23 protein-coding genes are annotated in these 22,818 nt (G+C 74.4%); 14 read left to right on the forward strand and 9 right to left on the reverse strand.

Annotated features, from left to right (window positions below; genetic code table 11):
- Window positions 1-26: 26 nt before the first annotated feature.
- The 4 genes from AC6CH6_RS13550 to AC6CH6_RS13565 form a co-directional block, all read right to left on the reverse strand.
- Window positions 27-530 carry a hypothetical protein gene (locus AC6CH6_RS13550; RefSeq protein WP_498255526.1) on the reverse strand — a complete coding sequence of 168 codons (504 nt, stop codon included), beginning with the start codon at window positions 528-530 and terminating at the stop codon, window positions 27-29.
- Window positions 531-673: 143 nt separating this feature from the next.
- Complete coding sequence (locus AC6CH6_RS13555) at window positions 674-1,831, reverse strand: acetate/propionate family kinase (RefSeq protein WP_498255527.1); 1,158 nt, start codon at window positions 1,829-1,831, stop codon at window positions 674-676.
- Between the two features lie 73 nt (window positions 1,832-1,904).
- Complete coding sequence (pta, locus tag AC6CH6_RS13560; protein ID WP_133408911.1) at window positions 1,905-3,998, reverse strand: phosphate acetyltransferase; 2,094 nt, start codon at window positions 3,996-3,998, stop codon at window positions 1,905-1,907.
- A gap of 81 nt (window positions 3,999-4,079) precedes the next feature.
- Window positions 4,080-4,337: a metal-sensitive transcriptional regulator gene (locus AC6CH6_RS13565; protein ID WP_017832999.1), complete on the reverse strand. Its 258-nt coding sequence runs from the start codon at window positions 4,335-4,337 to the stop codon at window positions 4,080-4,082.
- 123 nt (window positions 4,338-4,460) lie between these two features.
- Here AC6CH6_RS13565 and AC6CH6_RS13570 point away from each other — a divergent pair, with 123 nt between their 5' ends.
- The 6 genes from AC6CH6_RS13570 (at window position 4,461) to AC6CH6_RS13595 (ending at window position 8,415) form a co-directional block, all read left to right on the forward strand.
- Window positions 4,461-5,030, forward strand: coding sequence for a rhodanese-like domain-containing protein (locus AC6CH6_RS13570; protein ID WP_498255528.1), 570 nt, complete (start codon window positions 4,461-4,463; stop codon window positions 5,028-5,030).
- Between the two features lie 120 nt (window positions 5,031-5,150).
- A complete protein-coding gene (locus tag AC6CH6_RS13575; protein ID WP_017833001.1) occupies window positions 5,151-5,468 on the forward strand; it encodes a thiamine-binding protein in 318 nt (105 codons plus the stop codon).
- A gap of 11 nt (window positions 5,469-5,479) precedes the next feature.
- Window positions 5,480-6,007, forward strand: a complete 528-nt coding sequence (locus AC6CH6_RS13580; protein WP_498255529.1) for a GNAT family N-acetyltransferase — start codon at window positions 5,480-5,482, stop codon at window positions 6,005-6,007.
- The gene (locus AC6CH6_RS13585; protein WP_498255530.1) at window positions 6,004-6,903 is read left to right on the forward strand and encodes a spermidine synthase; all 900 of its coding nucleotides are present in this window, start codon (window positions 6,004-6,006) and stop codon (window positions 6,901-6,903) included. The genes AC6CH6_RS13580 and AC6CH6_RS13585 overlap by 4 nt, the downstream gene beginning before the upstream one ends.
- On the forward strand, window positions 6,893-7,786 hold the full coding sequence (locus AC6CH6_RS13590) for a macrolide 2'-phosphotransferase (RefSeq protein WP_498255531.1): 894 nt from the start codon (window positions 6,893-6,895) through the stop codon (window positions 7,784-7,786). The genes AC6CH6_RS13585 and AC6CH6_RS13590 overlap by 11 nt, the downstream gene beginning before the upstream one ends.
- Before the next feature lie 146 nt (window positions 7,787-7,932).
- Window positions 7,933-8,415: a DUF1801 domain-containing protein gene (locus AC6CH6_RS13595; RefSeq protein ID WP_368812019.1), complete on the forward strand. Its 483-nt coding sequence runs from the start codon at window positions 7,933-7,935 to the stop codon at window positions 8,413-8,415.
- Between the two features lie 58 nt (window positions 8,416-8,473).
- Here AC6CH6_RS13595 and AC6CH6_RS13600 read toward each other — a convergent pair whose 3' ends face one another.
- On the reverse strand, window positions 8,474-9,496 hold the full coding sequence (locus AC6CH6_RS13600) for a zinc-dependent alcohol dehydrogenase family protein (RefSeq protein ID WP_498255532.1): 1,023 nt from the start codon (window positions 9,494-9,496) through the stop codon (window positions 8,474-8,476).
- A 193-nt stretch (window positions 9,497-9,689) separates the two neighbouring features.
- On the opposite strand from AC6CH6_RS13600, the gene AC6CH6_RS13605 reads away from it, so the two are divergent.
- The gene (locus AC6CH6_RS13605) at window positions 9,690-10,565 is read left to right on the forward strand and encodes a helix-turn-helix domain-containing protein (protein WP_498255533.1); all 876 of its coding nucleotides are present in this window, start codon (window positions 9,690-9,692) and stop codon (window positions 10,563-10,565) included.
- A gap of 361 nt (window positions 10,566-10,926) precedes the next feature.
- On the opposite strand, the gene AC6CH6_RS13610 is transcribed toward AC6CH6_RS13605, so the two are convergent.
- Together AC6CH6_RS13610 and AC6CH6_RS13615 are read right to left on the reverse strand one after the other, a co-directional pair.
- A complete protein-coding gene (locus tag AC6CH6_RS13610) occupies window positions 10,927-11,862 on the reverse strand; it encodes an alpha/beta fold hydrolase (protein ID WP_498255534.1) in 936 nt (311 codons plus the stop codon).
- The gene (locus AC6CH6_RS13615) at window positions 11,859-13,406 is read right to left on the reverse strand and encodes a flavin-containing monooxygenase (protein WP_498255535.1); all 1,548 of its coding nucleotides are present in this window, start codon (window positions 13,404-13,406) and stop codon (window positions 11,859-11,861) included. Before AC6CH6_RS13615 ends, AC6CH6_RS13610 begins: the two co-directional genes overlap by 4 nt.
- A 54-nt stretch (window positions 13,407-13,460) precedes the next feature.
- On the opposite strand from AC6CH6_RS13615, the gene AC6CH6_RS13620 reads away from it, so the two are divergent.
- The 3 genes from AC6CH6_RS13620 (at window position 13,461) to AC6CH6_RS13630 (ending at window position 15,851) form a co-directional block, all read left to right on the forward strand.
- Window positions 13,461-14,501, forward strand: coding sequence for an AraC family transcriptional regulator (locus tag AC6CH6_RS13620; RefSeq protein WP_498255536.1), 1,041 nt, complete (start codon window positions 13,461-13,463; stop codon window positions 14,499-14,501).
- A 111-nt stretch (window positions 14,502-14,612) separates the two neighbouring features.
- On the forward strand, window positions 14,613-15,476 hold the full coding sequence (locus AC6CH6_RS13625) for an SDR family NAD(P)-dependent oxidoreductase (protein ID WP_498255537.1): 864 nt from the start codon (window positions 14,613-14,615) through the stop codon (window positions 15,474-15,476).
- A 9-nt stretch (window positions 15,477-15,485) separates the two neighbouring features.
- Window positions 15,486-15,851 (forward strand): VOC family protein, encoded by a 366-nt coding sequence (locus tag AC6CH6_RS13630; protein WP_498255538.1) that lies wholly within the window; start codon window positions 15,486-15,488, stop codon window positions 15,849-15,851.
- A gap of 10 nt (window positions 15,852-15,861) precedes the next feature.
- On the opposite strand, the gene AC6CH6_RS13635 is transcribed toward AC6CH6_RS13630, so the two are convergent.
- Complete coding sequence (locus AC6CH6_RS13635) at window positions 15,862-16,251, reverse strand: YchJ family protein (protein WP_498255539.1); 390 nt, start codon at window positions 16,249-16,251, stop codon at window positions 15,862-15,864.
- Entirely contained in the window at window positions 16,248-17,717 is a 1,470-nt protein-coding gene (locus AC6CH6_RS13640; RefSeq protein WP_133408924.1) for an NCS2 family permease, read from the reverse strand. Before AC6CH6_RS13640 ends, AC6CH6_RS13635 begins: the two co-directional genes overlap by 4 nt.
- A gap of 288 nt (window positions 17,718-18,005) precedes the next feature.
- Here AC6CH6_RS13640 and AC6CH6_RS13645 point away from each other — a divergent pair, with 288 nt between their 5' ends.
- The 4 genes from AC6CH6_RS13645 to AC6CH6_RS13660 are packed head-to-tail and all read left to right on the forward strand — an operon-like array spanning window position 18,006 to window position 22,817.
- A complete protein-coding gene (locus AC6CH6_RS13645; protein WP_498255540.1) occupies window positions 18,006-19,700 on the forward strand; it encodes a nitrite/sulfite reductase in 1,695 nt (564 codons plus the stop codon).
- Complete coding sequence (locus AC6CH6_RS13650; RefSeq protein ID WP_133408925.1) at window positions 19,697-20,464, forward strand: phosphoadenylyl-sulfate reductase; 768 nt, start codon at window positions 19,697-19,699, stop codon at window positions 20,462-20,464. Before AC6CH6_RS13645 ends, AC6CH6_RS13650 begins: the two co-directional genes overlap by 4 nt.
- Window positions 20,465-20,490: 26 nt before the next feature.
- On the forward strand, window positions 20,491-21,423 hold the full coding sequence (cysD, locus tag AC6CH6_RS13655; RefSeq protein WP_031282790.1) for a sulfate adenylyltransferase subunit CysD: 933 nt from the start codon (window positions 20,491-20,493) through the stop codon (window positions 21,421-21,423).
- Between the two features lie 2 nt (window positions 21,424-21,425).
- Window positions 21,426-22,817: a sulfate adenylyltransferase subunit 1 gene (locus AC6CH6_RS13660; protein ID WP_498255541.1), complete on the forward strand. Its 1,392-nt coding sequence runs from the start codon at window positions 21,426-21,428 to the stop codon at window positions 22,815-22,817.
- Window position 22,818: the final 1 nt, after the last annotated feature.

Below are 22,818 nucleotides of genomic sequence, written 5' to 3' on the forward strand. Positions count from 1 at the left end.
GGGCTGCGGCGTCCCGGTCCGCGGGCTCAGCGCAGCGCGGCCCGCACGCCCGGCCGGGCGGCCACCACGAGCCAGGCCACGTCCACGACGGCCTTGAGCGCGCCCGTCACGAGCCCGATCGACGTGCCCGCCGGGACCACGAGCAGCAGCACGGCGTTGGCCACGGTGGTCAGGAGCGCCATGGACGCGAAGACGATGCCGAGGATCCACGCCCACTGCCGCTGCTCGCGCAGCGGGAAGTACACCAGGGCGTAGAGCCCGGCGGTGAACCCGAGGCCGAACAGGAGCGAGATGGCGAGGACGACCGTCCCGAACGTCCCTGCGGACAGGCCGGTGTACTGCTCGGGCGCCGCCAGGTACCCCACCGCGCTGCCGAGGACCGCGACCACGAAGGACGCCACGGTGAGCCGGAGCAGCAGCCGCAGGTCGGCCGTCACCGGCGGCCGGGGCGGGCGGGCCTTCGCATAGGGAGGAGCGCCGGGCGGCGGCGGGCCGCCGTGGCCCCGGGGCTGGTAGGGCTGCTGGGACATCGGCGGTGCCTCCTGACGCACGGGCCTGACACGGGGAGGGCCCTGCGCAGGGCCCAGCACCGAACCTATCCGCCGGAATCGCATTCGCGAACACTCGGCGGCCCCGCGGCCCCCGTGCGGCGGCGCATGACGCCCGGACCCGCTCAGACGGGGGAGGTCCCGGCCGCGACGAGCGCCGCGGTCGCCGCCGCGATCGCCTGCTCCTCGTCGGTGGGCACCACGAGCACCTCCAGCGCCGATCCCGGCGCGGAGATCCGGCGGACCTCCCGCGAGCGGGCGGCGTTGGCGTCGTCGTCGAGCACGACCCCGAGGGCGCCCAGCCGCCCGCAGACGCGGGCGCGGAAGGCCGAGGCGTTCTCCCCGATCCCGGCTGTGAAGACCAGCGCCTGCGCGCCGTCCACGGCCACGTGGTAGCCGCCCACGTACTTCGCCAGGCGGTGGGCGGCCATCTCCAGGGCCAGCTCGGCGCGCTGGTCGCCGCGGTCGGCGGCCTCCTGGACAGCGCGCATGTCGTGGTCGCCGGCGATCGCCCGCAGACCGGACTCCTTGTTGAGCACGGCGTCGAGCCGCTCGGGGGTCATCCCCGGGTCACGGCGCAGGACGGCCGTGACCACGGACGGGTCCAGGTCCCCGGTGCGGGTGCCCATCACCAGGCCCGCCAGGGGGGTGTAGCCCATCGACGTGTCGTAGGAGGCGCCGTCCTTGACCGCCGTCACCGACGCGCCGTTGCCCAGGTGCGCCACCACGCAGCTGAACCGTTCGCGCGGGACGTCCAGGAACTGCGCCGCCTGACCCGTCACCCAGTCGTGGGACGTGCCGTGGAACCCGTAGCGGCGGATCCCCCATCGCTCGTAGAACTCCTCCGGCACGGCGTAGCGCCACACGTGCTCGGGCATGGTGCGGTGGAACGCGGTGTCGAACACGCAGATCTGCGGCAGGTGCGGCCACGTCTTCTGCACGGCCCGCAGGCCCAGGACGGCGGCGGGGTTGTGCAGGGGAGCCAGCGGGACCAGCCGCTCGATGTCGCGGATGATCTCGTTGGTCGCGAGCACCGGCGCGGAGAAGCGCTCGCCGCCGTGGACCACGCGGTGACCCGCGGCGTCGATCGTGCGCCCCTCCAGCTCGGTCTCGAGGCGCTCCGCGAGCAGCTCGAGCGCCTGCGTGTGGTCCGCGATCCGCGAGCTGCCGATGTTCTCGATCAGCCCGGAGGCCAGCACCGTCCCGCCGTCCGCACCGGCCTCGAGCTCCCGGACCTGGTACTTGAGCGAGGACGAGCCGCAGTTGACGACGAGCACGAGCATGGAGGACTCCCTGGGGCTGTGGCGACGGGCGTGGGGACGGGGACGGGGACGGTGCGAGCGGTGGGCCGATGGGTCACATGCCCTGCGCCTGGATCGCGGTGATCGCGACCGTGTTGACGATGTCGTCCACGGTGCACCCGCGCGAGAGGTCGTTGACGGGCTTGCGCAGCCCCTGCAGCACCGGGCCCACGGCCACGGCGCCGGCCGACTGCTGGACGGCCTTGTAGGTGTTGTTGCCGGTGTTGAGGTCCGGGAAGACGAACACGGTCGCCCGGCCGGCCACGGCGGAGCCCGGCAGCTTGGAGGCCGCGATCGAGGCGTCCACCGCGGCGTCGTACTGGATGGGGCCCTCCACCTCGAGCCCCGGGTCCGCGCCGCGCACGATCTCGGTGGCCGCCCGGACCTTGTCCACGTCCTCGCCGGAGCCGGACCCGCCGGTCGAGTAGGACAGCATCGCCACCCTGGGCTCCACCCCGAACTGGCGGGCGGTGCGGGCGGAGGCGAGCGCGATGTCCGCGAGCTGCTGCGCGTCCGGGTTGGGGTTCACGGCGCAGTCGCCGTAGACCAGGACGCGGTCCTCGAGGAGCATGAAGAACACGGAGGAGACGATCTTCACGCCCTCGGAGGTCTTCACGAACTCCAGGGCGGGGCGGATCGTGTTGGCGGTGGTGTGCGCGGCGCCGGAGACCATGCCGTCCACGTCCCCCATCTGCACCATCATGGTGCCGAAGTAGGAGCCGTCGAGCATCCGCTCCAGTGCCGTCTCCGGCTGCACGCCCTTGTGGGCGCGCAGCCGCACGTACTCCCCGGCGTACTTCTCGCGCAGCGCGTCGTCGTGCTCGAAGTCCACGAGGGTCAGCCCGTCCTCGGCGAAGTCGAGGTTGATGCCCTCCGTCTGGCACAGCTGCGCGATCCGCCCGGGGTCGCCCAGGACCGTGAGGTCGCAGAAGTTGCGGCGGTGGATCATCTCGGCGGCCCGCAGGATGCGGGGATCCTCCCCCTCGGGCAGCACGATGTTCTTCCGGTCCGCCCGGGCCGTCTCGACGAGCTCGTGCAGGAAGCGCAGGGGCGTGCGCTTGGCCGGGCGCGGCAGGTCGAGCCGGCTCACGAGCTCCTCGCCGTCCACCCGCCGGGCCCACTCGCCGAGCGCGGCCGCGACCTTGCGCGGGTGCGCCCCGGAGAGGGTGCCCCGGGTCCGGGACACCTCCCGGGCGGCCCGGTAGGTGTCCAGTCCGGTGGTCAGCACGGGGAACGGCGCCGCGGCGGTGAGCTCCCGGATCCGCCCCTCGGTCTCGAAGCCGCCCGTCAGCAGCATCCCGGAGGGGACGGGCAGGGCGGGGGAGAGGGCGGAGGCCAGGGAGGCGACGACGATGTCGGAGCGGTCCCCCGGCGTGATGACGAAGTCGCCGTCGGCGAGCTGCTCGAGGTAGTGGCCCACGGTCATCGCGGCGATCTTCACGCCCTTGACGTCCCGGTCCAGGGAGACCGCGGACGGGCCGTCCCCGAACCCGTGCCGGTCCCGCAGCTCGGCGACGGTCGGCGCGGCCACCGCCTCGTTCTCGGCGATGACGTACACGGGCAGGCCCCGCACGCCGCGGGCGGCGTTGTGCTCGATCTGCTCCACCCAGTCGGGGCGGGCGCGGTTGACGATGACCGCGAAGATGTCGCACCGCACCTGGTTCAGCTCGGCCCGGGTGACCTCGACCGCGTTGAGCACGTCCTCGGGGCTCTCGGACTCGTCGGCGCCGATCACGGCCAGCACGGAGGCGCCCAGGTTGTTGGCCATCCGGGCGTTCATGTCGAACTCGGCGGTGGCCGCGTTGTGCGCCAGGAGGTCGGTGCCGTCCACCACGATCACGTCGCAGTGCCGGGCCATCTCGCCGTAGACGGTCACGGCCATCGCGTCGAGCTCGTCGTGGTCCCCCGCGGCGAGCAGCTCCCGGGTGCGCGCCAGGGAGATGCCGCCGCGGCAGCGCTCGTCCGGGAGGTCGAAGTTGCGCTTCATCAGCTGCACCATCGGGTCCTCCGCCGGGGTCTCCCCGAGGTGGACGGGCCGGAAGTAGCCCAGGCGGTCCGTCTTGCGGAACAGCGAGTCGGCCAGGCCGAGGGCCACGAGCGACTTGCCGGACTGCGGCGTCATGGCGCTGACGTAGATGCCTTGGGTCATGGTGGCGGGGTCCTCCGACGGTCGGGCTGGGTCCGTGCCCAGTCTAGGGCCCGCCCGCCGGAGGACCGGGTGCGGGGCCGCTCAGGCCAGGGAGAGGAACATCTTCTCCAGCTCGGCCTTGTCGAGGCTCGGGTCCTCCGAGCGCAGGCACTGGTCCAGGCCCGTGGCGATGATGGAGAAGCCGGCCTTGTCGAGGGCGCGGGAGACCGCGGAGAGCTGCGTCACCACGTCCTTGCACTCGCGGCTCTCCTCGAGCATGCGGATGACGGCGCCGAGCTGGCCCTGGGCCCGCTTGAGCCGGTTGATGGTGGGGGTGAGGTCCTGGGGGTCGAGTTGCACGGGGCGCTCCTGGGTGTGGTGGTTGCTCCGTCGATTCTATACCCCCAGGGGGATCTTGCATACCCAGGGGGGTATGATGCATCATGGAGTCACACCCACCGCCACCCCGGAAGGAACTGCCGCATGACCTCGAAAGTCGCCCCCGCCGAGCTGAAGTCCTGGATCGAGTCCGGAGAGGAGGTCGCCGTCCTCGACGTGCGCTCCGCCGCCGAGTTCGCCGCCGAGCACATCGACGGCGCCTACAACGTCCCCGTCGACCTCGTGGCCGACCACGCGCAGGACATCGCCGCGGCCCTCGGCGGCAAGGTCGCCCTGATCTGCCGCTCCGGCGCCCGGGCCACCCGCGCCCAGGACATCCTCTCCTCGGCCGGCACCGAGAACGCCTACGTCGTCGACGGCACCGTCGACGACTTCGAGAAGGCCGGCGGCGCGGTCGTCCGCGGCGCCTCGACCTGGGCCATGGACCGCCAGGTCCGCATGGTCGCCGGCTCGCTCGTGCTGGCGAGCGTGGTGGGCGGGCAGCTGGTCTCCCCGAAGCTGCGCGCCGTCGCCGCGGGCGTCGGTGGCGGGCTCGCGTACTCCGCGCTGTCCAACACCTGCGCCATGGCCAACGTGCTCTCGAAGATGCCCTGGAACCAGGGCGCCAAGGATCCCTCCAAGGACGCCGTGCTGGAGCAGCTCGCCGCCCAGTGATCCGCCGGGCCGACCCTGCGGACTGATCCGACGGCCCCGCCGCCACGCCGTTCGCGTGGCGGCGGGGCCGTCGTCGTTCCCGGGGTTCACCCGGACGCCGCCGGGTGGGAGGATGGGGGCATGCTGGTTGCCTTCTCCGTCTCCCCGTCCGGCGGCGAGAACCCGAGCGGTTCCGTCCACGACGCCGTCGCCGCCGCCGTCCGCGTGGTCCGCGAGTCCGGACTGCCACACGAGACCGACGCCATGTTCACCACGATCGAGGGCGAGTGGGACGAGGTCATGGACGTCGTCAAGCGCGCCACCGAGGCCGTGGGCCGCTACGGGCCCCGGGTCTCGCTCGTGCTCAAGGCCGACATCCGCCCCGGCCACACCGGCGAGCTGCAGGGCAAGGTCGAGCGCCTCGAGGCCGCGATCCAGCGGCAGGCGATCGAGTCCTGAGCGCTGCCCCCGTGGCGGTCCGCCTGCGGACCGCAGGACCGTCCGACGCCGGGGCCTGGTCTGCCCTGCACCTGCGCTGCCTCGACGAGACCTACCGTCCGCTCTTCGGGGACGCCTTCGCCGACCGGCAGCAGGCCGCGGCCGAGCGCACCGCCGGCTACGACCTCGCCCTCCTCGCGGACCCGCACGTGCGCACCCTCCTCGCGGTCGACGACGACGGGGCCGCCCTCGGGCTGGTCTCCGCCGGTCCGGCCCCCGCCGCGTGGGAGGGGCGGGCCGGGGTGCCCGCCCCGCTCGTCCCGCTGCAGCTGTTCCAGCTCTACGTGCTGCGGGCCGCCCACGGCACGGGCCTCGGCGCCGCCCTGCAGGAGGCCGCGATCGGCTCCGCGGACGCGTACCTGTGGATCATGGACGGCAACGCCCGCGCGGAGCGCTTCTACGCCAGGCACGGCTTCCGGGCCCTGGCGGAGTCCTTCCCCGCCGGCGGGCCCTGGACCGGGCAGCGCATGCACCGCATGCTGCGGACGGGGACCGCGTGAGCCGGGCGTCCCGCCGCTCGCGCACGGCGCCGGCGCCCGCCGGGTCCGCCGGCCCCGCGGCCGGGAGCTACGAGATCTCGACCGGCACCGCCGAGCTCGTCCCGGACGCCTACGCCCCCGGCTCCTGGGTGCTGCACGTCAACGGCGTCCCCTCCTCCCACGTGGACCCGGAGCACCCCGAGCGGCTGGACTTCGAGTACATGCGCTGGATCGCCGCGGTCGTGGACGCCCACCTCGCCGCCCGCCCGGACCCGGAGCGGCTGCGGGTGCTGCACCTCGGCGGCGGCGCCTGCTCGCTCGCCCGCTACCTCGCCCACGCGCACCCGGCGGCGCGGCAGGTCGTCGTCGAGCTCGACGGGCGGCTCGCCGAGCTGGTCCGGGAGTGGTTCGACCTCCCGCGCGCCCCCCTGCTGCGGATCCGGGTGGGGGAGGCCCGCGCCGTCACGGAGTCGCTGAGCCCGGACACCCGGGACGTCGTGGTCCGCGACGTCTTCGCCGGCGCCGTGACCCCCGAGCCGCTCACCACGGTGGAGTTCGCCCGGCACGTGCAGCGCGTCCTGGCCCCCGGCGGGCTGTACGTGCTCAACTGCGGCGACACCCGGGACCTCGCCGGGGCGCGCGCCGAGCTCGCCGCGCTGTCCGAGGTGTTCGAGCACGTCGCCGCCGTGGCGGACCCGGCGATGCTCAAGGGCCGGCGCTACGGCAACATCGTGCTGGCCGCCTCCTCCGCGCCGCTGCCGCTGGAGGGCTCGCCCGGGGCGGCCGCGCTCGGCCGGGAGCTGCTCGGCGGCGCGGTGCCCGCCCAGTACAAGGACGAGGCGTGGGTGCGCTCCTTCGTGGGCGGCACCCCGCCGCGCCACGACCCGGTCGCCGAGGGGGAGCGCGATGGCGCCTGAGCCCGCGACCGAGCAGGACGTGCGCGCCCTCGCCCGGCGGCACGGCCTGGACCTGGAACCGGGCACCGTCCGGTTCGAGGAGGCGGGGCTGGACTACCGGGTGGCGTTCGCCGCCGCCTCCGGGACCGGCGAGCAGTGGGTGCTGCGGATCCCGCGCCGCCCCGACGTCGCGGCGAAGGTGGCCGACGAGCGGCGGATCCTGGACTTCGTGCGCCCGCGGCTCCCGGTCGCCGTGCCGGACTGGCGGATCGCGGGGCCGGAGCTCGTCGCCTATCCGCTGCTGCCCGGCCGGCCCGGCCTCACCCTCGACGCCGCGGGGCAGCCGGTCTGGCACTACGACACCGCCTCCCCGGAGTACGCCCGGTCCCTGGCGGAGGTCGTCGCGTCCCTCCACCGCCTCGACCCCGCCGCCGCGGCGGGGATCCCCGCCGAGACCCCCGAGCAGGTGCGCCGGCGGTGGGCGGCCGACCTCGAGCGGGTGCTCGGGGAGTTCGACGTCGCCGCTGAGCTCGCGGCCCGGTGGCGGGCCTGGCTCGACGACGACGGGCTGTGGCCGCGCCGCACCGTCCTCACGCACGGCGAGCTCTATCCCGCCCACCTGCTGCTCGACGACAGCAGCCGCATCCTGTCCGTCCTGGACTGGACGACGGCCGGCGTCGGCGACCCGGCCCTGGACCTCATGTACCAGCACCTGATCGCCCCGCCCGAGTCCTTCGCGGCGACCGTCCGCGGCTACGAGGAGCTCACCGGCCGCCACGAACCCCGCCTCGCCGACCGCTGCCAGGCCCTCGTGGCCGCAGGACCCCTCAACTACGCCCTCTTCGCCCTGGCGTCCGGGGAACCGGGGCACCGGGAGGCCGCCGCCGCGCAGCTGCGTCCCTGAGACCGCCACGCTCCACCGCCGGCACGTCCGCAGGCCCTGTCTGCGGCACGTCCATCCGGCCGGGCCCTGCCGGACGGACTCCGGGCCGTCGTGGCGGCTAGCGTGGAAGCACACCTGTCCCCGCGATCGATCACGAACGGAGCACCATGAGCGGCACCGCGCGCAACGACGAGCAGCAGGACCGGACGACGTCCTCGGCGGAGGGGTTCTCCGCGGAGGAGCGTGCCGCCATGAGGGCGCGCGCCGCGGAGGTGCGGGCCGGGTCGCGCGGGGGCCGTGGCGCGAAGAAGGCGGCCGCCGACGAGGCGGCGGTGCTCGCGGCGATCGCCGGGATGGCGCCGCCGGACCGGGAGCTGGCCGAGCGCGTGCACGCCGTCGTCACCGCGGCCGCCCCCGAGCTGGCGCCGAAGCTCTGGTACGGCCAGCCCGCCTGGGCGCGGTCCGGGAAGGTGGTGTGCTTCTTCCGCAGCGGCCACCAGGACAAGGAGCGCTACTCCACGTTCGGCTTCAGCACGGAGGCGCACCTCGACGACGCCGGGGGCCTGTGGCCGACGTCCTACGCCCTGACCGAGCTGAGCGAGGCCGGGGAGGCGGCGATCGGCGAGCTGGTCCGGAGGTCGGTGGGCTGACGGCGCCGTCGGCGCTCCGCGCGCGGCCCGCCGGCGCGGAGCGCCGACGCCCCGGGGCTCAGAGGGTGAGCAGGACCTTGGTGGCGCGGCGTTCGTCCATGGCCCGGTAGCCCTCGGCGGCCTGCTCCAGGGGCAGGGTGAGGTCGAAGACCTTGCCGGGGTCGATCTTCCGGTCCCAGATGAGCTGGATCAGCTCGGGCAGGAACCGGCGCACCGGGGCGGGCCCGCCGAGGGTGTGGATGCCGGCGAAGAACAGCTCTATGCCGGGGATCTGCACGTCGTGGTTGACGCCCACGTAGCCCAGGTGGCCGCCGCCGCGGGTGGCGCCCACGGCCTGCATGAAGGACTCCTGGGTGCCCACGGCCTCGATCACCGAGTGCGCGCCGAGCCCATTGGTGAGCTCCTTGATCCTTGCCATGCCCTCCTCGCCGCGCTCCTCGACGATGTCGGTGGCGCCGTAGAAGCGGGCGAGCTCCTGGCGCTGCGGGTGCCGGGACATCGCGATGATGCGCTCCGCCCCGAGCTCCCTGGCGGCGAGGACCGCCATGAGCCCGACGGCGCCGTCGCCGACGACCGCGACGGTCTTGCCGGGTCCGGCCTCGGCGGCCACGGCGGCGAACCAGCCGGTGCCCAGCACGTCGGAGGCGGCCAGCAGCGAGGGGATCAGCTCGGGGTCCGGCTGTCCCGGGGTGGCCACGAGGGTGCCGTCGGCGTGCGGGATGCGGGCCTTCTGCGCCTGGGTGCCGATGGTGCCGGCGACGAACTCGGCGTGGACGCACTTGGACTGGAACCCGGCCCGGCAGATCTCGCAGGTGTTGTCGGAGATGACGAAGGACCCGACGACGAAGTCGCCGACCTTCAGGGTCTTGACCTCGGCGCCGATCTCCTCGACCACCCCGACGTACTCGTGGCCCATCAGGGTGTGGTCGACGTCCTCGACGCCGCGGTAGGGCCACAGGTCGGAGCCGCAGATGCAGGTCGCGCTCAGCCGGACGATCGCGTCCGTGGGCTCGACGATCTCCGGGTCCGGGCGGTCCTCGACCCGGACGTCGCCGGGGGCGTGCATGATGACTCCACGCATGGTGGTGTCCTCCTTCTGGTGCGGTGGTGCGTCGTGCGGACGGTCGGGCAAGAGCTGCGCCGGCCGGAGGGCCGTTGCGCAGAACGGGGCATGATGCCCAGTCAACCCCCGGCTCCCGCCGCGGGGAAGGCCCTGCCGGGGGGTGTACCGGCAGGGCACCCCTCCGGCTCCGGCCGCGCCCTATCCTGGCGGGATGGACAACCGCACCGAGGTCCGGGACTTCCTCGTCTCGCGCCGGGCCAAGCTCACCCCGGCCCAGGCCGGTCTGCCGGCCGGGGGCAACCGCCGGGTGCCGGGGCTGCGCCGCTCCGAGGTGGCGGCCCTGGCCGGGGTGAGCGTGGAGTACTACGCCAAGCTCGAGCGCGGGGCGGTCGCCGGGGCCTCGGCCTCGGTCCTGGAGTCGGTCGCCGCCGCCCTGCGCCTGGACGAGACCGAGCGGGCGCACCTGCTCGACCTGGCGCGGGCGGCCGACGGCGTGTCCGCCGCACGGCGCCCGCGCCGCCGGGCGTCGCGGCAGGCGAGCTCCCGGCCGGGGCTGCAGTGGGCGCTGGAGGCGATCACCGGCGGGGTGGCGTTCGTGCGGAACCAGCACCAGGACCTGCTGGCCACCAACGCCCTGGGGCGCGCCTTCTACGCCCCGCTGCTCGGCGACGGCGGACGCACCCCCAACCTGGCCCGGTTCCAGTTCCTGGATCCGGCCTCCCGGGAGTTCTACCCGGACTGGGAGGTGTTCGCGGGCATGTGCGTGGCGATCATGCGCGCCGAGGCCGGCCGCGACCCGCACGACCGGGCGATGCAGGACCTGGTCGGGGAGCTGTCCACCCGCAGCGAGACCTTCCGCACCCTGTGGGCCGCCCACGACGTGCGCACCCACGGCACCGGCACCAAGCGATTCCGCCACCCGGTGGTGGGGGAGCTGACGCTGGCCTACGAGGAGCTGGCCGTCACCGCCGACCCCGGGCAGGTGCTGATGATCTACACCGCCGAACCGGGCTCGCCCTCGGCCGAGCGGCTCCGGCTGCTCGGATCCTGGGCGGCCGACCGGCACGCCGCCGTCCCCGAGCGCTGATCCGCGGCTGCGGCACGCGCACGGCGCGGCACCGGTGCGAGCCGCTCGCACCGGTGCCGCGCGCGTCCTGGGTCAGTCCTGCAGTGCGAGCAGCGCCGTGCTGTCGGCCGCCGTGCCCGCCAGCTGCGGCGCCCACCCGTCGTCGCCCCCCCTGTGGCCGAGGGGTCGCCATCGGCGAGAACGAGCCGCGCTGAGCACCAGAACGCGACCCGCTGCGTGTGCTGAGCACCGGTACGCGACCCGCTGCGTGTGCTGAGCACCGGTACGCGACCCGCCGCGTGTGCTGAGCACCGGAACGCGACCCGCTGCGTGTGCTGGGCGCGGAGGCGACCCCGCGGCGGCGTTCCGGTGAGCTCGGGGATCAGCGGGAGGCGCGCGAGGCCTCGACCGACGCCACGAACTCCCGGGCCAGCTCCACCAGCTCCTGGGTGCGCTCGATCTGCGGCATGTGCCCGGTGTCCGGGAAGACGTGCAGCCGGGCGCCGGGCAGGGCGGCGGCCGCGGCCTCGGCGTGGTGGGCCGGCAGCACGGCGTCGGCCTCGCCCCACACCACGAGCACGGGCAGGCCCGAGGCCCGCACCTTCTCCAGCAGGGCCCTCCGCCAGCCGGGCAGGACGCCGATCACCGGCAGCCCGATGCTCCGGTAGGTGCCCAGGAACGTGGCCCGGAAGTCCGGCTGGGCGCCCACCCGCGCCGCGTGCCGCAGCAGCTCCGGGGTGGCCAGGGCCGGGTCGAAGAAGCAGTTCTGGTTCGACCGCACCGCGGCGGCCCGCGCCAGCGGCCGGAACCGGCGGCCCACCACGGGCAGCCGGGAGAGCCCCGCCCACACCATGGGCAGGGGGGAGACGTTGGCTTCCCGGCCGAACCCGGCGCTGTCGGCGAGCAGCAGCCCCGCGACCCGCCCGGGGTGCTCGGCGGCCACGGTCATGGCCACGGCGCCGCCCAGGGAGTTGCCCATGAGGTGCACCGGCCGCTGCTCGCCGAGCGCGTCGAGCACGCCGACCACGGCGCGGGCGAACGTCCCGAGCCCCGGCCGGTCCGCGCCGGCGGGGGTGAGCCCGAAGCCGGGGAGGTCCATGCTCAGCACGCAGTGGTCCCGCGCCAGCAGGTCGTGGGCGGCCGACCAGTCCTCGAGGCTCCGGCCGATGCCGTGCAGCAGCACGACCGGCGGCGCCTGCGCGGGCCCGGAGCGGCGGATGCGCACGGGCCGGCCGGCGACCTCCACCGTCGTCGTCGTGGCCCCCGGGGTGTGGGCGGGGGAGTCCGCGGCGGGGACGGGGGTGTGCTGGTCGGTCATGCGTGGGCCTCCTGCGGGCGGGCGCCGCGGCGGGCCGCGGTGCGGGGGATCAGGTCGAGGGTGCGGGAGAGCGGGGTGCGCAGGGTGGTCGCGGAGTCCAGCAGGTAGTTCTGCCGCACCCGCCACGGGTGCCGGTCGCCCTGGCGCGGGAAGGCGCCGATGGCGCGCCGGACGTAGCCGGAGCTGAGGTCCAGCAGCGGCTGCTCGGCCATGCCCCGGGGGGCGCGCGGCACCACGGCTCCGGCGTCGTGGCGCTCCAGGTGCCGCAGCACCCTGCACACCAGCCGGTGGGTGAGGTCAGCGCGCAGGGTCCAGGACGCGTTGGTGTAGCCGATGCACAGCGCGAAGTTCGGCACGCCGGTCAGCATCGCCCCGTTCCACACGAACTGCTCGGAGAGCTCCACCGGCGTCCCGTCCACGGTCAGGACGATCCCGCCGAAGGGGAGCAGCCGCAGACCCGTGGCGGTGACCACGAGGTCGGCCTCGAGGACCCGGCCCCCGCTCAGCCGGACCCCCTCGGGCACGAACGTGTCGATCGTGCCGGTGACAACCTCGGCCCGCCCCCGCTTCAGCGCCTTGAACAGGTCCGCGTCCGGAACGGCGCACAACCGCTGGTCCCAGGGGTCGTAGGACGGGGTGAAGTGCTCGGCCACGAGCTCCTCGGAGCCGAGGATGCGCGCGGCCCGGGACGTGAAGAACGCCCGGGCCGCGGCCGGGCGGCGGCGGCAGAACTGGTACACGGCCGTGCTGAACAGGATGTTCTTGGCGCGGATGACCCGGTGGGCGAGCCCCGCGGGCAGGAGTCGGCGCAGCGCGTCGGCCCGCCTGTCCCGGCCGGGCACGGCGCTGATCCACGTGGGGGAGCGCTGCAGCATGGTCACGCCCGCGGCGGTCCGCGCCATGGCCGGCACGAGGGTCACGGCGGTGGCGCCGCTGCCGACCACCAGCACGCGCCGGCCCGTCCAGTCCAGGTCCTCGGGCCAGAACTGCGGGTGCACCACCCGGCCGCCGAAGTCCTCCAGGCCGGGCAGCGCGGCGTCGTGGCCGCGGTCGTAGTCGTAGTAGCCGGCGCACGAGTACAGGAACGAGCACGTCATGCTGCGCCGGTGGACGGCACCGTCCTCGTCCCGCACCTCGAGGCCCAGGCTCCAGCGCTGCTCGGCGCCGGACCAGTCGGCCGAGACCACCCGGGTGCGGAGCCGGAGGTGCCGGTCGATGCCGAACTCCTCCGCCGTCTCGTGGATGTACGCGAGGATCGACGGGCCGTCCGCGAGCGCCTGCGGGTCCCGCCACGGCTTGAAGGAGTAGCCGAGCGTGAACATGTCCGAGTCGGAGCGCACGCCCGGGTAGCGGAACAGGTCCCAGGTCCCGCCGAGGTCGTCCCGGGCCTCCAGCACGGCGTAGGACAGCTCGGGGCGCTCGGTCTGCAGGCGGTAGGCCGCGCCGATGCCGGACAGGCCGGCTCCGACGACGACGACGTCCCGGTGGTCGGTCCCGCCGGGGATCTCGCGGAGCGGCTCGCTGGCGGTGGAAGGTGCTGGCATGCTTCCAGGATCGCCCGGCGCGCCCGCCAAGACTTGACGCTGCGCGACGATTGCTTGACCCTGGGCGACATGACGGTCATCCGGTCCGCGGGTCTGCGCGGCTTCCGCGCCGCGGTCGCGGAGCTCGGCGGGAACGCCGAGGCCCTGGCCGACGCCGCCGGCCTGCCCCGGTCGGCCCTGGACACCGACGACCTCCTGGTCCCCGAGCGGGCCGTCGCGCGGGTGCTCGAGACCGCCGCACGGGAGCTGGCCTGCCCCGACCTGGGGCTGCGGGTCGCCGCCCGGCAGGACCCGGGCGTGCTCGGCCCGCTCGCGCTCGCCGCCCGCCACTCGGAGACGGTGCGCGACGCCCTCGAGTGCACCTCCCGCTACCTCTTCGTCCACGCCCCGTCCCTCGAGCTGGCGCTGGTGCCGGACCCCTACGGGGCCCGCGGGGTGACGGCGGTGCGCTACGGCGGCTCCTCCGCGGCCGCCCGGGACCCCGGGCGCGGCAGCCCGCAGGGCACCGACCTGGGCCTGGGCCTGCTGCACCGGGCCCTGAGCTCCCTGGTGGGCGGCCGCTACGGGCTGCGCACGGTCGAGCTGGCCCACCGGCCGGCGGCGCCGCTGCGGGTCTACGAGGAGTTCTTCGGGGCACCCGTGCGCACCGGCCGCCCCGACGTCCTCCTGCGGATCCCCACCAGCACGCTCGCCCGCCCGCTGCACGGGGACGCCGGGGTCCGGCAGGTGGCGCTCGCCTTCCTGGACACCCAGCTCCCCGGGCCCGGCTCCGCGTGGGCGCCCCGGGTCCGGGGCGTGCTGGTGCAGCTGCTCGGCACCGCGGCCCCGGAGATCGAGGCCGTGGCCCGGGTGCTGGACCTGCACCCCCGCACCCTGCAGCGCCGGCTCGCCGAGGAGGGCACCACCTTCGGCGCCGTCCTGGACGAGGCCCGGCGCAGCGCGGCCCTGCGCTGGCTCACCACCACCGACGTCCCCCTCGGCCAGATCGCCGGGCTCGTGGGGCTCTCGGAGTCCTCGGCGCTCACCCGGTGCGCCCGCCGCTGGTGGGGCGCCCCGCCGCGGGACGTCCGCCGCCGGGGCGTCCCGGCCGGCTGAGGCTGTCGCCGCGCGTCAACTTCCTGTCGCGGAGGGTCAAGCGGTGACCGGTGCCCGCCCGCACACTGGACAGCAGGCCCCGATCCACGACCCCGACCCCAGGAGCAGCCCGTGTCCCCGTCCGCACCCTTCCGCTTCGCCGGCGCCACCGCGGTGCTCACCGGCGCCGCCTCCGGCATCGGCGAGCAGCTGGCCCACGGCCTCGCCGCCCGCGGCACCCACCTGGTGCTCCTCGACCGGGACGCCGCGGGACTCGAGACCGTCGCCGGGGCGATCCGCGCGGGGCACCCGGACCTGCCGGTGCGCACGGTCGTGGCCGACCTCGCCGAGCTGTCCGCGCTGCCGGGCGTGGCCGAGCGGATCCGGGCCGAGCACCCGCGGATCGACCTGCTGGTCAACAACGCGGGGGTGGGCCTGGGCGGGACCTTCGAGCAGGTCTCCGCCGAGGAGTTCGACTGGCTCATGGACATCAACTTCCGGGCGCCGGTGGTGCTCACCCGCGAGCTGCTGCCCGCCCTGCTCGCCGCCCCCGGCAGCCACCTGGTCAACCTCTCCAGCCTGTTCGGCCTCATCGCCCCGCCCGGGCAGGTGGCGTACTCCGCGAGCAAGTACGCCCTGCGCGGGTTCTCCGAGGGCCTGCGCCACGAGCTGGCGGGCCGGGTGGGGGTCACCGTGGTGCACCCGGGCGGGGTCCGGACCAGGATCGCCGAGACCGCCCGCACCCCGGCCGGGGTGTCCGCGGAGCGGGCGCGGAAGGACCGGGAGGACTTCGCGGCGCTGCTGAGCTATCCGGCGGAGCGGGCGGCCACCGACATCCTGGGGGCGGTGGAGCGGCGCCGGAACCGGCTGCTCGTGGCGCCCAGCGCCGTGCTGCCGGACCTCGTGGCGCGAGTCCTCCCGGGCTCCTACTGGCCGGTCCTGCGGCACGCGCCCCGGGTCCTGCGGCGTCTTCCCGGGCGGTGGCGCCGGGCCTAGGCTGAGCGCATGACCAGCACGCTGTCCGCCGTCGTCGTCGACTGCCGCGACCCCGAGATCCTCGCCCGCTTCTGGTGCGCCGCCCTGGGCTACGTCGTCCACGCGGAGGCCGAGGGGTTCGTGGGCATCGTGCCCGCGGAGGGCGGCGGCCCGCACCTCGACTTCGTGGTCGTCCCCGAGCCCCGGACCGTCAAGAACCGGCTGCACCTCGACCTGCGGGCCGTGGACACCGACCGGGACTCCGAGGTCGCCCGCCTGGAGTTCCTCGGCGCCCGCCGCGTGGACGTGGGGCAGGGGTCCGAGGTGACCTGGGTGGTGCTGGCCGACCCGGAGGGCAACGAGTTCTGCGTGCTCTCCGGCCTCGAGGAGGACTGAGCCGGCGGGCTCAGGCGAGCACGCCGTCCACGTAGTACCACCGGCCGTCCTCGCGCCGGAACCGGGAGTTCTCCCGCTGGGCACCCCGGGCCCCGTCCGGGCCGCGCCGGTGCGCGGTGAAGTCCACCCACCCCTCGTCGTCGAAGGGGCCGCCGCCCGTCACCCCGTGGACGTCGAGCCGGGTCCAGCGCAGCCCGGGGTCCAGGTCCACGGACCCCGGGCGGGTGCCCGGGTGCCACGTGGCCAGCAGATAGGCCTCGTCCCCGGCGGCGAAGGCGCTGAACCGCGAGCGCATCAGCAGCTCGGCCGTGGGCGCCGGGCGGCCGCCGTGGAAGCGCCCGCAGCACGCGCCGTAGGTCTCGCCGGTGCCGCAGGGGCAGCGGGCGTCGTCGTCGATCACGCCATCCAGCCCTCGACCACGCCCTTGCCGAAGAACACCACGAAGGCCGCCGCCACCACGTACATGAGCGGGTGGACCTCCTTGCCGCGGCCCTGCACGAGGCGGATGAAGACGTAGGAGACGAAGCCCGCGCCGATGCCGTCCGCGATCGAGTAGGTGAACGGCATGACGGCGAACGTCAGGAAGGACGGCACGGACAGGCCCCAGTCGTCCCACTCGATGCGCACGACCTGCTTGGCCATGAGGAAGCCCACCACGACCATGGCCGGGGCCACGGCCTCGAACGGCACCACGTTGACCAGCGGGGTGATGAACATGGCGAGCAGGAACAGCACGCCGGTGACCACGTTGGCCAGGCCGGTGCGGGCGCCGTCGGCGATGCCGGTGGAGGACTCCACGAAGATCTGGTTGGAGGACACGGAGCCCGCGCCGCCGGCGATCGCGCCGGCGGCGTCCACCAGCAGGATCTTGTCCACGTTCTGGATCTGCCCGTTGCGGCCCACGAGCCCGGCCTGCTGGGAGAGCCCGACCATCGTGCCCATCGCGTCGAAGAAGATGGAGAGCAGGATCGTGAAGATCAGCAGCGCCGCGGCCAGCGCCCCGAGGCTCCGGAACGCCTCGAGCGGGGCGGCCGAGCCCACGAGGGAGAGGTCCGGCAGCGCCACGAAGGAGGTGGGGGCCGCGGGCACCACGAGCGACCACCCGGTGGGGGCGTCCACGGAGGAGCCGGACGGGACGACCGCCTCGAGCACGTGGGCGAGGATCGTGGTGGCGACCACGGCGATCAGGATCGCGCCGCGGACGTTGCGGACGATGAGGGCCACGGTCAGGAGCAGGCCGACCACGAACGTGAGCATGGGCCAGCCCAGCAGCGTCCCGCCGTCGCCGAGCTGCACGGGCACGGTGGTGCCGGCGGCGTCCGGGATGCGGCGCACGAAGCCGGCGTTCACGAAGCCGATCAGGGCGATGAACAGGCCGATGCCCACCACGATGGCGGTCTTCAGGGACGCCGGCACGGCGTTGAACACGGCGGTGCGGAAGCCGGTGAGCACCAGGACGAACATGATCAGGCCCGCCCACACGACCAGCCCCATCACCTGGGGCCACGTGAGCTCCGGGGTGGTCACGATCGTCACGGCGAGGAACGCGTTGACGCCCAGGCCCGTGGCGATCGCGAAGGGGGCGCGTGCCACGACGCCCATGAGGATCGTCAGCACCCCGGCGACGAGCGCCGTCACGGCGGCGACGCGCTCGCCGCCCAGGACGTTGCCGGCGCCGTCCGGGCCGTAGCCGAGGATCAGCGGGTTGAGGACCACGATGTAGCTCATCGCGATGAACGTCGCCACGCCGCCGCGGACCTCGCTCGCCACCGAGGAGCCGCGCTCGCTGATCTTGAAGAAGCGGTCCAGGCCGTTGCGCGGCGGACCGGAGGGAGTCTCGGTGGAGACGGAAGCGGAGGATGCCATGGCGGTCCTTCAGGCACTCGACGGGAGGGAGCACGACTCCACAGGGGACGCTCCCGGGCTGACGGCGGCACCGGCGTGCCACCGGGACGACACTACCTCCCCGCGTCCGGGCGCGCCGGGGCCCGTCCCCGCCGGAACGGGACGCCGCCGGGGCGACGCCGGGCCGCGGACCCGGTGTCCTTGCACACGCCGGGCCCCGTGTCCACCCCTGTGTCCCGTCACGACGGTTCGTGGCGGTTTGTGACGACCGGCGTGACTGTCCAGCGGGACGCGCGAACAATCGAGCGCATGACACAGACGACGCGCGCGCCCCGCGCTGCCCGGAAGCCGAAGCCCGAGGGGCAGTGGAAGGTCGACGGCCGGGACCCTCTGAACCCGAACGAGGTCTTCAAGCAGGCCGACGACGGGCTCAACGTGCGCACCCGGATCGAGGAGGTCTACTCGAAGCACGGCTTCGCCTCGATCGACCCCCAGGACCTGCACGGGCGCTTCCGCTGGTGGGGCCTCTACACCCAGCGCCGGCCGGGCATCGACGGCGGGCGCACGGGCTCGCTGTCCGACGCCGAGATCGAGGACGAGTACTTCATGATGCGCGTCCGGCTCGACGGCGGGGCCCTGACCCGCGAGCAGCTGCGGGTGCTCGGGCAGATCTCCGCGGACTTCGCGCGGGACTCGGCCGACATCACGGACCGGCAGAACATCCAGTACCACTGGATCCGGGTGGAGGACGTCCCCGAGATCTGGCGCCGGCTCGAGGACGCGGGCCTGGACACCGTCGAGGCGTGCGGGGACGTGCCGCGCGTGATCCTGGGCTCCCCGCTCGCCGGGATCGCCGAGGACGAGATCATCGACCCCACCCCGGTGATCGAGCGGATCAAGTCCACCTGGATCGGCTCCCCGGAGTTCTCCAACCTGCCGCGCAAGTACAAGACCGCGATCACCGGCCACCCGTCCCTGGACGTGGTGCACGAGATCAACGACTGCGCCCTCGTGGGCGTGGTCCACCCCGAGCTCGGCCCCGGCTACGACCTGTGGGTCGGCGGCGCCCTGTCCGTGGTGCCGTTCCTCGGCAAGCGCCTCGGCGCGTTCGTGACCGAGGAGCAGGCCCCCGAGGTGTGGAAGGGCGTCACGAGCATCTTCCGCGACTACGGCTACCGGCGGCTGCGCAACCGCGCCCGGCTGAAGTTCCTGGTCCAGGACTGGGGCCCGGAGAAGTTCCGGCAGGTGCTCCAGGACGAGTACCTCGGCTACGCGCTCGCGGACGGCCCCGCGCCGGAGAAGGCGGCCGGGCCCGGCGACCACATCGGCGTGCACCGGCAGAAGGACGGCCGGTTCTACATCGGTGTGGCCCCGCGCGTGGGCCGCGTCTCCGGGGCGAAGCTGCTGGCCCTCGCCGACGTGATGGCGAAGTACGGATCCGACCGGCTACGCACCACCCCGCACCAGAAGCTGGTGCTGCTCGACATCGAGGAGGCCGACGTCGAGAACGCCGTCGCCGACCTCGACGCCCTGGACCTGCAGGCGAGGCCCTCCGCGTTCCGCCGCTCGACCGTGGCGTGCACCGGCATCGAGTACTGCAAGCTCGCGATCGTCGAGACCAAGCAGACCGCCTCGGACACCATCGACGAGCTCGAGCGGCGGCTCGACGGCGTGGAGCTGCCCCACCCCATCTCGATGCACGTCAACGGCTGCCCCAACTCGTGCGCCCGCATCCAGACCGCGGACATCGGGCTCAAGGGCCAGCTGCTGCCCACCGAGGACGGCGGGCAGAAGCCCGGCTACCAGGTCCACCTGGGCGGCGGGCTCGCCGCCGACGACCGCGCGGAGGCCGGCCTGGGCCGGACCGTGCGCGGGCTGAAGGTGTTCCAGGACGACCTGGCCGACTACGTGGAGCGGCTGGTCCGACGCTTCCTGGCCCAGCGCACCGAGGACGAGAGCTTCGCCGAGTGGACCCACCGGGTCGAGGAGAGTGACCTGGCATGACCGGCACCGGAACGGGCACCCGCCCCGCGCTGCGCGACGAGCAGCAGCTGCGCGACCTCGCGGCGGCCGGCGCCGCGGCCCTGCATGCGGAGCTCGACGCCGAGGGCCGGGTCCCGGCCGAGGGGGAGGCCTCCACGGAGGAGGCCATCCGCTGGGTCGCGGAGAACTTCGACCTGCGCAGCGTCACCGTGGCCTGCTCGATGGCCGACGCCGTGCTCCCGGCCCTGGTCGCCGAGCAGCTGCCCGGCGTGGACGTGCTGTTCCTCGAGACCGGCTACCACTTCCCGGAGACCATCGGCACCCGGGACGCCGTGGCGCACATGCTCGACATCACCGTGGTCGACGCTCTCCCGGAGCTGACCGTGGCCGAGCAGGACGAGAAGCACGGCAAGGACCTCTTCGCCCGCGACCCCGGCCTGTGCTGCGCGATCCGCAAGGTGGCCCCGCTCAAGAAGTCCCTGGAGGGCTACGAGGTGTGGTTCACCGGCGTGCGCCGGGACGAGTCCTGGACCCGCACTAACGCCCCGATGGTGACCTTCGACGAGACCCACAAGCTCGTCAAGGTCAACCCCATGGTGCGCTGGAGCCTCGACGACCTCGTCGAGTGGTCGCAGGACCACGGCGTGCCGACGAACCCGCTGATGGCGGAGGGCTACCTCTCCATCGGCTGCGCCCCCTGCACGCGGCCCACCGCCCCGGGCGAGGACCCGCGCGCGGGCCGCTGGGCCGGCCAGGACAAGATCGAGTGCGGTATCCACCTGTGAGCGCACCCACCACGACGGAGGCGAACGTGACCACCCCCACCACCGCCCCGGCCCCCGCGGAGGCCGGCGTGCACAGCAGCCTCGACGCGCTCGAGGCCGAGTCCATCCACATCCTGCGCGAGGTCGTGGCGGAGTTCGACCGCCCGGCCATGCTGTTCTCCGGCGGCAAGGACTCGGTGGTCATGCTGCACCTGGCCGCCAAGGCCTTCTGGCCCGGGCGGATCCCGTTCCCTGTGCTGCACGTGGACACGGGCCACAACTTCCCGGAGGTGCTGGAGTTCCGGGACCGCACCGTGGAGCGGCTCGGCCTGCGGTTGGTCGTGGCGAGCGTGCAGGACTACCTCGACGACGGGCGGCTGCTCGAGCGCGCCGACGGCACCCGCAACCCGCTGCAGACCCTCCCGCTGCTGGACGCCATCGCGGAGCACCGGTTCGACGCCGTGTTCGGCGGCGGCCGCCGCGACGAGGACAAGGCCCGCGCGAAGGAGCGGATCCTGTCCCTGCGCGACGAGTTCGGCCAGTGGGACCCGCGCAACCAGCGCCCCGAGCTGTGGAACCTCTACAACGGCCGGCACACCCCCGGCCAGCACGTGCGGGCGTTCCCCATCAGCAACTGGACCGAGCTGGACATCTGGCGCTACATCGAGCGCGAGAACATCGAGCTGCCGCCCATCTACTACGCCCACGAGCGGGACGTCTTCCGCCGGGACGGGATGTGGATGGCCGTGGGCGAGTTCTCGGCGCCGGCCGGGGCCGAGGCCGTGGAGCGGCAGACCGTGCGCTACCGCACCGTGGGGGACATGTCCTGCACCGGCGCCGTGCTCTCCGGGGCGCGCACCGTGGCCGACGTGGTGGCCGAGGTCGCCGTGTCCACGCTCACCGAGCGCGGGGCCACCCGCGCGGACGACAGGATCTCCGAGGCCGCCATGGAGGACCGCAAGAAGGACGGGTACTTCTAGACATGACTTCCCCCAGCACCGTGACCGGGCACGCCCCAGCGGCCGAGCACGTCCCCACGATCGACCCCGGCTCGCTGTTCCGCTTCGCGACCGCCGGCTCCGTCGACGACGGCAAGTCCACCCTGGTGGGCCGGCTGCTGCACGACGCCAAGGCGATCCTCGCCGACCAGCTCGAGGCCGTGGGTCGGACCTCCGCCGAGCGCGGCTTCGGCGGCGGCACGGGCCGGCTCGACCTCGCCCTGCTCACCGACGGCCTGCGCGCCGAGCGGGAGCAGGGGATCACGATCGACGTGGCCTACCGCTACTTCGCCACGGACCGCCGCTCCTTCATCCTCGCGGACTGCCCCGGCCACGTGCAGTACACGAAGAACACGGTCACGGGCGCCTCGACGGCCGACGCCGTCGTGCTCCTCGTGGACGCCCGGCACGGCGTGGTCGAGCAGACCCGGCGGCACCTGGCCGTCGTGTCCCTGCTGCGCGTGCCGCACGTGGTGGTCGCCGTGAACAAGATCGACCTCGTCGACTACGACCAGGAGGTCTTCGACCGGGTCGCGGCGGACGCCACGGGCATCGCCGCCCGGCTGGGGGTCGAGGACGTGCACGTGGTGCCCGTCTCCGCCCTCGAGGGCGACAACGTGGTGGAGCCCTCGGCGCGAACCCCCTGGTACTCCGGGCGGCCGCTGCTGCGGGTGCTCGAGGAGCTGCCCACGGTGGACGAGTCCGGCCGCGGCACCGCCCGCCCCTTCCGCTTCCCCGTCCAGTACGTCATCCGCCCGCAGGGCGGCACGGCGCCGGGCGCGGACGCCGAGCGGCTGCGGGACTACCGCGGCTACGCGGGCCAGATCGCCTCGGGCACCGTGGCGGTCGGGGACGAGGTCGTGGTCCTGCCCGCGGGCCGGCGCACCACGGTCACCGGCATCGACGTGGCGGGCACCGCGCCCGCCCCCGGAGCGCCCCTGCCCGGCGAGCAGCTCACGGAGGCCGCGGCGCCGCTGTCCGTGACGCTGCGGCTGGCCGACGACATCGACATCGCCCGCGGCGACCTCGTCGCGAGCGCCGACGACGAGCTGCCGGAGCCAGTCCGGGACCTCGTCGCCTCGGTGGCCTGGCTCGGCGAGCGGCCCCTGCAGCCCCGCGCCCGCGTGCTCGTCAAGCACGGCGCCGCCACGGTCCAGGCCATGGTCGTCGAGCTCGAGGGACGGCTGGACCTCGAGGAGCTGGTGCTGCGGGACGCCGGAACCCTCGAGCTCAACGACATCGGGCGGGTCCGGCTGCGGCTGGCCTCCCCGCTGCCCGTCGACCCCTACGACCGTCTGCGGCGCACCGGCGCCTTCCTGGTCGTCGACCCGGCCACGGGCAACACGCTCGCCGCCGGGCTCGTGCGGGAAGCCTGAG

It is taken from the genome of Kocuria sp. GQ42 (assembly GCF_059758435.1).